The sequence below is a fragment of the Paenibacillus sp. KS-LC4 genome, assembly GCF_036894955.1.
In the GTDB taxonomy this organism is placed as follows: Bacteria; Bacillota; Bacilli; order Paenibacillales; family Paenibacillaceae; genus Pristimantibacillus.
Genome location: NZ_CP145905.1, coordinates 4,767,378 through 4,780,191, shown reverse-complemented (window position 1 = coordinate 4,780,191; position 12,814 = coordinate 4,767,378). Strand labels below are relative to the sequence as shown.

Genomic DNA, 12,814 nt, shown 5'->3' with positions numbered 1-12,814 from the left:
GGAATGATGACAACAGTAAAAAAAGCATGGAAAAGATTTTGGAAATCGGAGAGCGGCTTAGGTACGCTGGAAATTATTTTAATTATTGCCGTCGTTATCATTATTGCATTGCTATTCAAGGATTGGATTATAGAACTTATTGAGCGTTTAATGGGCAAGGCCGATGACCAAGCAGACAAAATTTTCTCTTAGGACGTTGGTTCGCAAGTGGCTGTGCGGAGAGCAAGGCAGCTTTACGCTGGAATCGACGCTCGTTTTCCCGCTGCTGCTCACTGTTATTTTGTTGTTTCTCCTGCTTGGGATGTACATGTACCAGAAGACAGTGCTTTATTATTCGACTTCCACTATAACGGAGCGTGCGGCCTTCAGTTGGGATAACAGCTTTCGTAATTCGCGGACGGGTCTACTGCCGGAAGGTAAATATGATAGCCTGTATTGGCGAATGAATGAGGACCGGATGCTCAGCTCATTGTTTGGCTCAGACGCAGAAGCAGCGGATTTGCAGTTAGTTTTGCCTTTGCAAGGGGCTGCTGAGGATAGCTTGCCTGAACAAAAAATGGCAGCGGCTGCAAGGTGGATTGCTGCTGAGCGAGGGCTTCCCTTTGAGGGGAGCATTGATTACCATCGCAGCGTCATTCAGCGCCATATTGAGACCAAGCTTTTGCAGCAGGTGTCTCTTCAGCCGCTTGAGCGTGTTTTAGGCATTCGGGAGCCTAAGGCGGTTGCGTCCAGCCCCGTTACCGATCCTGTCGATTTTATTCGCGGCGTTGATTTGATTAGATATTATACGGCGAAATTTGCTGGAGGCCCTCAGGGCGGCGTGAAGGAACAGGCTAGTCAGGTGCTATCGGGCTATAGCCGACAAGAAAATAAGCGCAACGCCAAAGAATCATTAAATGGAGGTGGAAAATGAACGCAAGCCGATCTGAGAGGCTGTGTCAGCATGTAGTCAGAAAAAGCTGCGTACGCAAATGGCTGTGGCGGCGTGAAGGTGCAGTTACTATATTTTCCGCTATGGTGCTGTCGTCGCTTTTGCTGTTCATGTCCATCCTTATTGATTACGCCAGAGTAGCCGCTCTCCATAAAATAACCGAGGATGCAGCTAGAGCAGGTATACGATCCGTATTATCTGCCTTCGATAGACAGCTTTATGAGCAATACGGATTATTTGGGCGAGGCGGGACTAGCGCAGATACGATTTATAGTGAGGTTGTTAAAGCGAATGTGGAGCATAGTGCATCCTCCGCTGCTTTTTCTCGGCCAATTGATGCCAAGGTAATTCATTCACATACGGACCAGGCAGCGGTATTGGGCAGCCATAAGGTGTTTGAAAGACAGGTGCTGGAAGAGATGAAATATAAAGCACCGATTGATTTTACGCTGGAGCTGGCATCCAAGTTGGCTCCCATGTCGGAGGCGATGAAGGAGTCAGCTGTGACAGTGGATTTGCTGGAGCAGCTCCGCAAGCTTTATGACAAACGTCAAGCAAGCCTCAATCGTATATTTACCCTGCAAAAGCAGGCGGCTGATGCAATGGGAACAAGCGGCTTGAAGGAGCTGCTTCCGTATGGAGAGCTGGATATCTCAATAGCAGAGGATGGGACAGCAGCATCGCTTAGTCGGCGCTATGAGGAATATGCCGGTTGGGTTATCGTTGACGAGCAATTAATAGCCGCAGGCAAAGCACCAAAATATACGCAGGAAAGAGCGGAATATCAATCAGAAGCGATTACTCTAATTAATGAGCTCAAGAAACTGAACGCCAAGGTGCTGCCCGAGCATATAGAGCTGCAAAGCACGGCGAAGGACGAGCTGGAGCAAGCAAGGCTGTTGAATGAAGAAATGCGGAGTGTTGAAAGCAAGGCTAAACAATCTCCCGCCTATAGCGGATATGACCGCGTATCTGGCAATCAAGTCGTAGGCTCGGATTTGCATGCTCTGTCGTCCGGAGAGGTCTCTGAACTACAGCTTATACAAAAGACAGCGGACCAGCTGTTTTTACCCGACGCTTGGTTCACTGAATATGGAGCTGAACTAGATGATCAGGCTCAGTCATACACAGCTTTTCAGATCGAAGCAAGTGGATTTACCTCAGCATTTACAGTGCTGCTTGATCAAGTTGATCGTTACACAACCCTACTCCATACTGGTTTAGCGAAAATGACTATGCAGTCTGGACATTATGCAGGTCTGTATGTTCAGCCAGGTACTATTATTGCCCAGCGTCAGCAGGAGCTAGTAAATGAAGGGCTCGAAAAACAGCGCAAGGAGCAAGAAAAGCAGCTAGGCTCATTATGGAAAAAGGCAGGCAGCATGCTGGAGGGTTTTCAAAGCATTGCTGGTTCTGAAGAACAGCAGGCAATCTTTAATCAACTGGAAGAGCGCTACAATCGAAATTTACAATTTAATACAGCCGCTGCGCAAGGTTCAACTGTTGAAATAAAAAGATTTGGCGACGATGCTCATGCTCAGGCCGAGGCTTCTGCTGAGCTTACCAATGGTTTGTTCGGCGGGGTAGCCGATATGCTGGAGCAGGCTAGGGATACGGTCTATTTTGGCGAGTATGTATTGCAGCGATATCCGTTTTTTGCCCCGCAGCAATTGAAGCTGATGCTTGAAAACGGAGATATGGCTGAGCTGTCGCAGGCGCTGACCTTTCATAATCAAGAAGCCGAATATGTCATTTATGGTTTTCATAATCGTATAGGCAATGTGGCCGCAGCTTATGGCGAGCTGTTTAGCGTACGCATGGCCATTCGCACTATGGAAGGCCTAACTACTTGCCGAGCTGCTGGACATCCCCTCTTGATTTTATCTTGCTCGCTTATTTATGGCTTGGAGAAGACGATGGAGGACATGCTCGCATTTGCCAATCGGGGATCGGCTCCGTTATCTAAATATGTAAATGTAGAAATTTCGTATCCCGATTATTTGCGGCTCTTTATGCTTTTGCATGGCGGGGCTAACAAAGAAGTAGTTGTGGCTAGAATGATCGCGGTTATTGAGCAAAATAGCGGGGTTACTCTGTCTGGTGTTTCCACAGCTGTAACAGGAGAGGTGCGGACAACTGCACAGCTGTGGTTTTTGCCTGGTGTCATGCAGCTGTTAGGAAGCTATGGATTATTGCAGGGAAGGGTGACGAATGGCCGCTATGAAACGACGCAGACGATGGGCTGGTCATACTGATCGCCGTAAGGGGGAGCGCGGCAGCATCGTTGTGGAAGCAGCGCTAGTTATGCCAATGCTCCTGCTTGTGCTTATGGTATTCATTATCTTGATACGTGTGTGCGCAATTCAAATGGCGCTTCAAGCAGCTGCCTCGCAATCCGCCAGGCAAATTGCCGCTCATATGTATCCTGTAGAGTTAACCTATCAGAAGTTTTCTGCATCTATCCCGGCATCTAGTGCTGCACAGCTGCCGCTCGCTGATTGGAGTGTTGCGGCAGCTGATGCTGCCAAGTGGCTGCCTGATCCGGCAGGAACACTAGCTTCCTCTGCATTGACCGGCGATTGGTCACCACTTATAAATATGGCAGCAACGGAGCTCGGACGAGGAGTGATCGAACCGCTGCTCCAGCAACATGCAGATGAGGCTGTACTGGAGAAAGATAGAATCAGGCTTTCAAGGCTGTCGCTGCCGGATTTGAAAAATAAGCAGCAGCCGTACCTGATTATCGAAGCGGAATATGAATTTCCCATGCAGCTGCCTTTCATGAGGAAAAAGCTAGTTTTAAGGGAGCAGGCCTCAGAGCGGGTATGGTTAAGCGACGCTGTAGCTGCGCAAGATTCAGCAGCGCAAAATGATCCCGACCGTATTCCACTGCAAATTATATCGATATCACCTGTACCGCTCAGACCGGGTCACAAAGCTACAGCTATTGTACTAACAAAGCCGGGTGCAACTGCTTCATTAAAAGTTATGTACAAAAGTGGGCAAAGTCAGGCCAAGCATCTTGGCGAGGCGACAGCAGGCAGCGACGGATTTGTACAGTGGACATGGCTTGTATCGGGCAATACGACGCCAGGCATGTGGGAGCTGACAGCTGAAGTGGGCAATCAGCAAGCATCCATGCATTTTCAGGTTGAGAAAAAATCAAATTAGAAATGTGCTAGATTACAAGCCTACAAGGAGAAAGGGGCACATTGTAATGCTCACCATACCGTTTGCAGCGGCATCCATGCTGATCATCGCTGCGTTACTGACAGATTTGCGCTCCATGCTTATCCCAAATCGTTTGACCGTTTCTTTTTTTGCAGCAGGCTGCTTATATCAGACTATCGTTGGCGGCTGGAGTGGATTATGGACGGGGATAGTTGGTGCTGTCGCGGGTTTTATGCCGCTGTTTATTTTGCATATGGCGAGAGGCATTGGTGCAGGGGATGTCAAGCTGTTCGCTGCCCTTGGTGTATGGGTTGGTACGATTACGGTATTGCAAATGATGATGTATGCCATTTTGTATGCAGGCTTAATTGGCGTGCTGCTTGTCCTGTTTAATAGGCCTTTTAGCAGAAGGGTTTTTAATGGCTTGATGCTAATGCTGCACAGAGGCGCAGAACCAAGACGCAAGGAGCTTAGAGGCTGGGCAGCGGGAGGGACTACCTTTCCATTCATGCTTGCAGTAGTACCCGGGGCATTAACTGCTTGGCTTATGCTTACATAAGACTGACAGCGTATTAGGTTTACTTCGTTGAGCTGTTCATAAAGAATTGAACTGCAAGTAAAGGAGGAGAACCGATGGGGAACTTTATTGTAGATTATGCGATGAATCGTGGTCATGAGCTAATTATGGATCGTGAGGGAGGCATACGCAGACAGGAGCTAGACGATGTTGAGCTGCAAATGCTGCAAGGCGGCTCAATTCCACATATACTTCCAATGGAATGGTTTGAGCTTGATGGGCTCATTACGTTCAGATATCGAATAAGCGGCAAAAAACTGCTGCTTCATCGCTTGCAGATACAATTACTCACAATGGAGAAGTTTTATGTCGTGCTGCTTGGTATTATAGAAGCGCTGGATGAGTGCCGCCATTATATGCTTCGCCCCGAAGGCTGCCTGCTGGAAGAGTCACATATATTTGTCGGCGAGCAGCTAAGCGATATTTTTCTCGTTTATATGCCTTTAAAGCCAAGCACTACAGGTCAGGCTGCTCCAAGCAGTACGAACTCCCTGCTAGCTCTGGCAGTACGCTGGTCCTCTTATATAGAACAAATAAATGGTGAGGAGTTCCAGCATATATTGCGTTTGTTAAGCAGAGAAGATGCTACGGTTAGCATGATCCGTTCGGAATTGCTAGATCGCATCAGTAAAATGTATGAGGGTACGTATCGCCGCCCTGCGTCCGCTTCCATCATAAGCGGGTCGGATTATATAGGCAGTACTAGTAATGCTAATGCTGCTGGCATTATAAGGCCAGACAAGCCTGCCAATCGTAGCAGCTCTAAGCATTACACAGAAGCTGGAGAGTTTGGCGATGATAGCGATGCGAACCGCGAAAGTGAAACGACTAAGGAGGATTCGCCAAATGAGCGTTTTTTTGCCGCAGGCAATTGGGAGATAGAAGCTGAGCCTCTGCCACAGTATAGTTTTAGTGAGGAGGAGCCTGCACCGGCTCGAAAAGGAAAGTGGCTATTAAGCGCATTAATCATCGTAATAGTGGCTTGTATATGGCGCTATATTTATTTGACGTCTCCTTCTAGCAGCAAGCTGTTTATATGTCTGGGTTTATCGCTTGGCGGTGTGGCGGGATTGCTAGGCATATGGCTCAAAAAAAGCGTTATTGCTGAATTGGAGTTAGTAGAAGAAGAGAGGATGAAGGAAGACAATATAGAACAATCGTTAAGCCGCTCACATCATAAAGGAATAAATCAAATATGGGAAGAACTGGTTCATCCCTCTAATTCAGCTGTTGATAGGGAGGGAGCTGTACCCGCATTTAAAAAGACCGTTTCCTCGCAATCTGCATTAACTAGAGGAGAGGAGGCGACCGTGCTGCTTGGACAGCATAACAAAAAGCCTGCTGCCAATAGCGGACTTTCACTCCAGAGGGAATGGGAAGGGCTAGGACAGAGGCTCGATTGGGAAAAAGGTCGATTTACAATTGGCCGCATAGGCGAACAAGTCAGCTATGGTGACGAAGCGCAGGGAATATCTCGGCTGCACCTTGAATGCTATAGAGATGACAAAAGCTGCTTCATCAAAGATCTTGGCTCTCGAAATGGAAGCGTGCTGAACGGACAAACGATGATTGCTTACAAAGCCTATCCTTTTTCAGTAGGAGATATTGTCCAGCTAGCTGGAGTAAACGGTCCTAAATATGAACTTAAGCAAGGCAACTAATGGAAGGAGCAGGCTCAGGACTTTTTGTACATATGCTCCATTGCGCTCTCAATAGTCGGATATAGAAAAGTAAATCCATTGTCCAAGGCGACACGCGGAAGCGCCCGCTGTCCATCGAGCAGCAGCGTTGCGAGCTCGCCGACCGCAGCTTTCATCACAAAAGCGGGAATTGGGAACCAGTGTGGCCGATGCATGGCTTTGCCGATCGCTCTCCCAAAGCTGTCATTCGTAACAGGCTCTGGAGCAGAAGCGTTAACAGGACCACTCACATTTGGATGATCCACGCAAAAGATGATCAGGCGGACGATGTCCTCCAGATGAATCCAGGATATCCATTGCTGTCCGCTGCCCATCCGTCCTCCGCCAAATAGCTTATAGGGAAGCGCCATTAATGGGAAAGCGCCGCCTGTTTTGTTCAAGACGACGCCTACTCTTAGCTTGATCAGACGTTCTACCTTAATCGCGTCGGCAGCTTTTTCCCATTGCTTGACCACCTCTGACAAAAAGTCTGTTACGGCTGTCGGGCTGTACTCATCAAAGGTTTCGGTAGCTGACAGCCCGTAGGCTGAAATGCCTGAAGCATTAACGACAACCTTTGGTTTAACTTTTAGAGCTTGAACGATTTGGGCGATGCGTGCGGTTGCAGTTAGCCTGGAGCTAACAATTCGCTGCTTGGCTGCGTTGCTCCATCTTTGATTGATGGATTCGCCAGCCAGATTAATGATGGCGTCAATTCTCTCCAGCTTTTGAGGATGCTCGGCAAGCTCGCTCCATGTTATATAATGGAGGCCCTTTCCTACAGGTGAGCTTTGGCTTCGTCCAGAGCGCGAAATAATCCATACTTCATCACGCCGTTCCAGAAGAGCCTTGACCAATGCTTGTCCGACAAAACCAGTACCTCCTGCTACTGCGATCCGCATGCATCCACCAGCTTTCCATTATTGTTTCTCGATTTTCTCCGCCCACATTTGGGTGAAGCCGTCTAAATCCTTTTCAACATACTGGTATTTAATATTGCTTTTCTCGGGCAGTGTATTAATGACATCAAGCAGCGTATCATCTATTTGCAAAACGATGGTGCCGCTTGGCGTGTCTACCTCAATGGAGTGGGTGTCAATAATGCCGTTAAATACACCTTCACCGGATTTTAAATCAGGGTTAGCAGTCGGCGTGTCTGTACCTGGGCTGCTTTCTGGCGACGCTTCGCCAGGCTCTGTTACGCCTCCGTCAGCACTTGGTGAAGGCGCAGGGCTTTCCTCTGGCGTCGGCGATACGTTAGCTGGCTGCTCGTCTGTGGCAACCGGGCTGCTGGATGCAGCGGGAGCATTATTGCTATTGCTTGAGCAAGCGGCGGTTGCGAGCATAATTGCTACTAATAGGGAGCTCGTCACCATTAAGCTGCTTTTTTTGGTTTTATTATTTTTTGTCATTGTGAAGCACCTCCTGGCAGTATAAACGAAATCTGATCGCAATAGGTTCCAAAAAAAGAGATCAGAGCGAGCCGTCGCCATGCTCGTACATGTTCTTACACGGACGGAAGACTCATTAAACAGCCAGCGTCAGACTAATTATAAATGGTATAACCAAGCAACGCTATTTGTTGAGCAGATGCTTGAAAGGGCTGTAATCAATGCCCTGCTTCTCGAGAAAGGTAACAAGTGCTTTGTAGTCCCTTTTGGGTGTAGCACGTATGTATCCTTCTACACAGTGTTCTCGTGTGACCTCTTTGGCTTCATATTCAATAGCTACTTGACCAATTTTGGCAGCTATGGAGTGCTTCGCTATATCCCGGAACGCAGATGGGACAGGTGCAACCAGCTCATCGAGAAATAGCTTCGATTCCTGGGTCCACATGCTTCGGCTTCTGTCCACCCAATAATTTTGCCAATCGAGCTTGGACTTGCCATCCCGCTGAGGAAGCACCTTCAAAAATTTGCGGAACATAAAGAAACCGCCGATTGCCATGAATACGACCATGACGATTGCCCAGAAAATGATGAAATACATAAACCAATCAGGAGCTGATTTCATATCCAATTTTCACCTCATGGATGAATTATAGCCTATTCCTAGATTTTTTTCGACATTCCTTGTAAAATAGGTGTGATAAACCGAAAGGGGCGTTATGTAACGATGTTGAAAATCGGTTCCCATGTTTCATTTTCGGACAAAGGGCTGCAGACAGCAGCAACGGAGGCTATTTCCTACGGCTCCAGCACATTTATGATTTATACCGGCGCACCGCAGAATACGCGAAGAAAGCCGATTGACACGCTATATATTGAAGAAGGCAAAGCATTGATGCAAACAGCTGATATTGATGAGATCATTGTACATGCTCCGTACATTGTCAATCTCGGCTCCTACAAGGACAGCACCTATAATCTGGCTGTTGAATTTTTGCAGGAGGAAATCCGTCGTACCGCTGCTATCGGTGTGCAGAACATTGTGCTGCATCCGGGCGCTTATACTGACAAGGATGCTGAATATGGCATCGGTCGTATTGCTGAAGGACTGAATGCCGTGCTGGAAGGCACGAAGGAAACGAATGTTAACATTGCGCTTGAGACGATGGCTGGCAAAGGCACGGAAATTGGCCGCAGCTTTGAAGAGCTGGCAGCAATTATTGATAAGGTGCAAAGCAACAACCGCCTGACGATTTGTATGGATACTTGCCATATGCATGATGCAGGCTACGATCTTATTAATGATTTGGACGGCGTGCTGGACAAGTTTGACAAGCTGCTAGGACTTAACCGAGTTGCAGTCGTTCACGTGAATGACAGCAAAAATCCTCGTGGAGCGGCAAAGGATCGACATACGCCGATAGGCTCAGGATATCTGGGCTATGAGGCTATTCAATCCATTGTCCATCATGAGGCACTTAAAGGTCGTCCATTTGTTTTGGAGACGCCATGGATTGGCAAGGATGCCAAGACTGAGCGTCCGATGTACGAAGTAGAAATCGCCTTGCTTCGCGGCGAAGTTCGGCAGCGGTTTGGCGACAGCTTTCTGGAGGATGTTGCGAAGCTCCAGCAGTTTTTGGCACCGCAAGGCATTGACCGTGCATTTGTACTGTCGACCTGGGAGCTGCTTAAGGCGGATGCCAAAGCGAGAAAGGCTGATCCTCGCGAGCCAATGGAGCGGATTTACGACCTCGTTATCGAAGGCGGCGTACTGCCGACAGAGCTGACGGAAGAGCAAATTAACCAACGGATTACAGCATGGTTCGCTGGCAAAGCTGTGCTATAAATATAAACATTTATAAATGATGAATAGAATGTAGATAATAGTTGAAGGAAGGAAGTTTGAAATACATGTCATCACCATCTATATCGCAGCAGTCGTCCGCCAAGAGCGGACGGGCTCGCATGCTTATATCCTGCCCGGACCGCTCCGGAATCGTGGCAGCCGTTTCTCATTTTTTACACGAGCATGGGGCAAATATTGTGCAGTCCGACCAGTACACAATGAATCCGGAGGGCGGAATGTTTTTTATCCGCTTTGAATTCGATTTGACTGACCTCGAGCAGGAGCTGCCTGTATTAGTAGAGGATTTTGCCCGCGTTGCCGACCGTTTCGATATGAAATGGCATACGTTTCGTGCAAGCCGCAAGAAGCGCCTGGCGATTTTCGTTTCCAAGGAAGATCATTGCCTGATGGAGCTGCTGTGGCAATGGAAAGCCGGTGATCTTGATGCCGATATTGCCATGGTCGTCAGCAATCACCCGGATATGCGCGAAATGGTGGAAGGCTTCGGTATTCCTTACCACCACATTCCGATCACAGCGGATACGAAAGCGGAAGCGGAGCGCAAGCAGATGGAGGTTGTTGCGGATAAAGCGGACATCATCGTGCTAGCCCGTTACATGCAAATTATATCGCCGAAATTTATCGAGCAATTCCCGAATCGCATCATTAATATTCACCATTCCTTTTTGCCTGCTTTCGTTGGCGGCAAGCCGTATGCGCAGGCTTACCAGCGCGGCGTGAAAATCATTGGCGCTACAGCGCATTATGTAACCGAGGAGCTGGACGGCGGTCCAATTATCGAGCAGGACGTGCAGCGGGTCAGCCACAGGGATAATGTGGACGACTTAAAGCGGATTGGCCGCACGATTGAGCGCGTCGTTCTTGCCCGTGCAGTTAAATGGCATATTGAGGACCGGATTATCGTTCATCATAACAAGACGGTCGTATTTAATTAGGTTTTTCGCGGTTATTTATCAATATTTTTTAATAGGCAAACTGCTCTGGCGGGTGTTACAATGTTCAAAGCCATTGTGTTCAATTGCGCAAGACCTATAAGCATGTTGAAAAATGCAGGCTTTCCACAGGAAAGCTCTTTTTCGGGCGGCGAAAGCCGTTTCAACTTGCCATGCTTTTAAAGAGAGAGCAACACCTGAAACAAGAAGACCAGAATGGATTTTTAGGAGGAAACAAGCTAATGACAGTTACTCAAAAATCAGTTGACCAGCTTTCGATTGATACGATTCGTACACTTGCGATCGACGCGATTGAGAAAGCAAAATCTGGACACCCAGGCATGCCGATGGGTGCAGCTCCAATGGGTTATCAGCTTTTCGCTAAAAACATGGTTCACAACCCGTCTAACCCGACTTGGGTAAACCGTGACCGTTTCGTACTTTCCGCTGGACACGGCTCCATGCTGCTATACAGCCTGCTGCACCTCTCCGGCTACGATCTTCCAATTGAGGAACTGAAAAACTTCCGTCAATGGGGCTCGCTGACACCTGGTCACCCTGAATTTGGCCATACAGCTGGCGTTGACGCAACGACTGGTCCACTCGGACAAGGCGTAGCTATGGGCGTTGGTATGGCGCTTGCAGAAGCACAGCTTGCTGCTACTTATAATAAAGAAGGCTTTAACGTAATCGACCATTATACTTATGCGATTTGTGGCGACGGCGATTTGATGGAAGGTATTTCGCATGAAGCGGCTTCCATGGCTGGTCACATGCAGCTTGGCAAATTGGTTGTCCTATATGACTCAAATGATATTTCCCTTGATGGCGAGCTGAGCTTGTCCTTCTCGGAAAGCGTTCAGAAGCGTTTTGAAGGATATGGCTGGCAAGTGCTGCGCGTAGAAGACGGCAACGACCTGGATGCTCTGTCCAAAGCGGTTGCAGAAGCGCAAAAAGACCATGCTAAACCGACTTTGATCGAAGTGAAGACGGTTATCGGTTACGGCAGCCCGAACAAAGGCGGCAAAGGCGGACATGCTGGTCCTCACGGATCTCCGCTGGGTGCTGAAGAAACGAAGCTGACTAAGCAGTTCTACGGATGGGATGAAGATAATCAGTTCTTCGTGCCAGATGAAGTTCGCGCACACTTCGCGGCTGTGAAGAAGCAAGGCGAGGAGTCCAATGCGAAATGGGATGCTTTGTTTGCCGAATACAAAAAAGCAAATCCTGAGCTTGCTGCTCAATTCGAAATCGCAACCTCCGGTTCATTGCCAGCTGGCTGGGATGCAGACCTTCCTGTTTACACAACAGAAGACAAGCCTGTATCGACTCGCGTAGCTTCCGGTAATGCCCTGAATGGTTTAGCGAAAAATGTTCCTAGCCTTGTTGGCGGCTCCGCTGACCTTGAAAGCTCGACAATGACGCATCTGAAAGGCTTGCCAGTATTCAAGCCAGGCAGCTACGATGGCCGCAACATTTATTTCGGCGTTCGCGAGTTCGGCATGGCTGCTGCAATGAACGGTATTGCTCTTCATACAGGTCTGAAAGTATTCGGCGGTACGTTCTTCGTATTTACCGATTACCTGCGTCCAGCTATTCGTCTGGCAGCTCTCATGAAGCTTCCTGTTGTTTACGTACTAACGCATGACAGTATTGCTGTCGGCGAAGATGGTCCTACGCATGAGCCAATCGAGCAGCTTGCTTCGATTCGCATCATTCCAGACCTTACGGTTATTCGTCCAGCTGACGGCAACGAAACTTCCGCAGCATGGGCTTATGCGCTTGAGAACACGAGCAACCCAGTTGCCCTTGTTTTGACTCGTCAAAACCTGCCGATTCTTGAAGGTACAGTAGATAACGCACGCGAAGGCATTCGCCGCGGCGGTTACGTGGTATCCGATGCAAAAGACGGCAAGCCGCAAGCACAAATCATTGCTACAGGCTCCGAGGTTCAACTGGCTGTTGCTGCTCAGAAAGCTCTTGCAGAAGAAGGCATTCAAGTTCGCGTTGTCAGCCTTCCGAGCTGGGATCTGTTCGAGAAGCAAGACAAAGCGTACAGAGATTCTGTATTGCTGCCTGAGGTTAAGGCTCGCGTTGCTATCGAAATGGCTTCCCCATTCGGCTGGGAGCGTTATGTTGGCGATCAAGGCGCGATTATCGGTATCGACCGTTTCGGCGCTTCGGCTCCTGGCGACCGCGTCATTGCTGAATATGGCTTTACGGTTGAGAACGTTGTAAGCAAAGTGAAATCCGTACTTTAATTTTCGAA

The 12,814-nt window shown here is 48.5% G+C and carries 12 protein-coding genes; 9 read left to right on the top strand and 3 right to left on the bottom strand.

Going from position 1 to position 12,814, the window contains the following annotated elements; genetic code table 11:
• The first annotated feature begins 3 nt into the window (after positions 1-3).
• The 6 genes from V5J77_RS20205 to V5J77_RS20180 all read left to right on the top strand — a co-directional run bounded on the left by V5J77_RS20205 (position 4) and on the right by V5J77_RS20180 (position 6,340).
• Positions 4-192, top strand: a complete 189-nt coding sequence (locus V5J77_RS20205) for a Flp1 family type IVb pilin (RefSeq protein WP_056041332.1) — start codon at positions 4-6, stop codon at positions 190-192.
• A complete protein-coding gene (locus V5J77_RS20200; RefSeq protein ID WP_338552633.1) occupies positions 164-913 on the top strand; it encodes a TadE/TadG family type IV pilus assembly protein in 750 nt (249 codons plus the stop codon). The genes V5J77_RS20205 and V5J77_RS20200 overlap by 29 nt, the downstream gene beginning before the upstream one ends.
• Positions 910-3,186, top strand: a complete 2,277-nt coding sequence (locus V5J77_RS20195; RefSeq protein ID WP_338552632.1) for a hypothetical protein — start codon at positions 910-912, stop codon at positions 3,184-3,186. The genes V5J77_RS20200 and V5J77_RS20195 overlap by 4 nt, the downstream gene beginning before the upstream one ends.
• Positions 3,143-4,102: a TadE/TadG family type IV pilus assembly protein gene (locus tag V5J77_RS20190; RefSeq protein ID WP_338552631.1), complete on the top strand. Its 960-nt coding sequence runs from the start codon at positions 3,143-3,145 to the stop codon at positions 4,100-4,102. Before V5J77_RS20195 ends, V5J77_RS20190 begins: the two co-directional genes overlap by 44 nt.
• Before the next feature lie 46 nt (positions 4,103-4,148).
• Positions 4,149-4,661, top strand: coding sequence for an A24 family peptidase (locus tag V5J77_RS20185; RefSeq protein ID WP_338552630.1), 513 nt, complete (start codon positions 4,149-4,151; stop codon positions 4,659-4,661).
• A 74-nt stretch (positions 4,662-4,735) separates the two neighbouring features.
• The gene (locus V5J77_RS20180) at positions 4,736-6,340 is read left to right on the top strand and encodes a DUF6382 domain-containing protein (RefSeq protein ID WP_338552629.1); all 1,605 of its coding nucleotides are present in this window, start codon (positions 4,736-4,738) and stop codon (positions 6,338-6,340) included.
• A gap of 14 nt (positions 6,341-6,354) precedes the next feature.
• Here V5J77_RS20180 and V5J77_RS20175 read toward each other — a convergent pair whose 3' ends face one another.
• The 3 genes from V5J77_RS20175 to V5J77_RS20165 form a co-directional block, all read right to left on the bottom strand.
• Positions 6,355-7,260 (bottom strand): TIGR01777 family oxidoreductase, encoded by a 906-nt coding sequence (locus V5J77_RS20175; RefSeq protein ID WP_338552628.1) that lies wholly within the window; start codon positions 7,258-7,260, stop codon positions 6,355-6,357.
• Between the two features lie 18 nt (positions 7,261-7,278).
• Positions 7,279-7,770 (bottom strand): hypothetical protein, encoded by a 492-nt coding sequence (locus V5J77_RS20170; RefSeq protein ID WP_338552627.1) that lies wholly within the window; start codon positions 7,768-7,770, stop codon positions 7,279-7,281.
• Positions 7,771-7,933: 163 nt separating this feature from the next.
• On the bottom strand, positions 7,934-8,371 hold the full coding sequence (locus tag V5J77_RS20165) for a DUF2621 family protein (protein WP_338552626.1): 438 nt from the start codon (positions 8,369-8,371) through the stop codon (positions 7,934-7,936).
• A gap of 102 nt (positions 8,372-8,473) precedes the next feature.
• On the opposite strand from V5J77_RS20165, the gene V5J77_RS20160 reads away from it, so the two are divergent.
• The 3 genes from V5J77_RS20160 to tkt all read left to right on the top strand — a co-directional run bounded on the left by V5J77_RS20160 (position 8,474) and on the right by tkt (position 12,806).
• Positions 8,474-9,592 (top strand): deoxyribonuclease IV, encoded by a 1,119-nt coding sequence (locus V5J77_RS20160; RefSeq protein ID WP_338552625.1) that lies wholly within the window; start codon positions 8,474-8,476, stop codon positions 9,590-9,592.
• Between the two features lie 65 nt (positions 9,593-9,657).
• A complete protein-coding gene (gene purU, locus V5J77_RS20155; protein WP_338552624.1) occupies positions 9,658-10,548 on the top strand; it encodes a formyltetrahydrofolate deformylase in 891 nt (296 codons plus the stop codon).
• 239 nt (positions 10,549-10,787) lie between these two features.
• Complete coding sequence (gene tkt / locus V5J77_RS20150; protein WP_338552623.1) at positions 10,788-12,806, top strand: transketolase; 2,019 nt, start codon at positions 10,788-10,790, stop codon at positions 12,804-12,806.
• Positions 12,807-12,814: the final 8 nt, after the last annotated feature.

Excerpts from the sequence above, each read along its gene's own strand:
- V5J77_RS20205 (WP_056041332.1), top strand. The coding sequence starts at position 4 with ATGATGACAACAGTAAAAAAAGCATGGAAAAGATTTTGGAAATCGGAG.
- V5J77_RS20200 (WP_338552633.1), top strand. The coding sequence starts at position 164 with ATGACCAAGCAGACAAAATTTTCTCTTAGGACGTTGGTTCGCAAGTGG.
- V5J77_RS20195 (WP_338552632.1), top strand. The coding sequence starts at position 910 with ATGAACGCAAGCCGATCTGAGAGGCTGTGTCAGCATGTAGTCAGAAAA.
- V5J77_RS20190 (WP_338552631.1), top strand. The coding sequence starts at position 3,143 with ATGGCCGCTATGAAACGACGCAGACGATGGGCTGGTCATACTGATCGC.
- V5J77_RS20185 (WP_338552630.1), top strand. The coding sequence starts at position 4,149 with ATGCTCACCATACCGTTTGCAGCGGCATCCATGCTGATCATCGCTGCG.
- V5J77_RS20180 (WP_338552629.1), top strand. The coding sequence starts at position 4,736 with ATGGGGAACTTTATTGTAGATTATGCGATGAATCGTGGTCATGAGCTA.
- V5J77_RS20175 (WP_338552628.1), bottom strand. The coding sequence starts at position 7,260 with ATGCGGATCGCAGTAGCAGGAGGTACTGGTTTTGTCGGACAAGCATTG.
- V5J77_RS20170 (WP_338552627.1), bottom strand. The coding sequence starts at position 7,770 with ATGACAAAAAATAATAAAACCAAAAAAAGCAGCTTAATGGTGACGAGC.
- V5J77_RS20165 (WP_338552626.1), bottom strand. The coding sequence starts at position 8,371 with ATGAAATCAGCTCCTGATTGGTTTATGTATTTCATCATTTTCTGGGCA.
- V5J77_RS20160 (WP_338552625.1), top strand. The coding sequence starts at position 8,474 with ATGTTGAAAATCGGTTCCCATGTTTCATTTTCGGACAAAGGGCTGCAG.
- purU (WP_338552624.1), top strand. The coding sequence starts at position 9,658 with ATGTCATCACCATCTATATCGCAGCAGTCGTCCGCCAAGAGCGGACGG.
- tkt (WP_338552623.1), top strand. The coding sequence starts at position 10,788 with ATGACAGTTACTCAAAAATCAGTTGACCAGCTTTCGATTGATACGATT.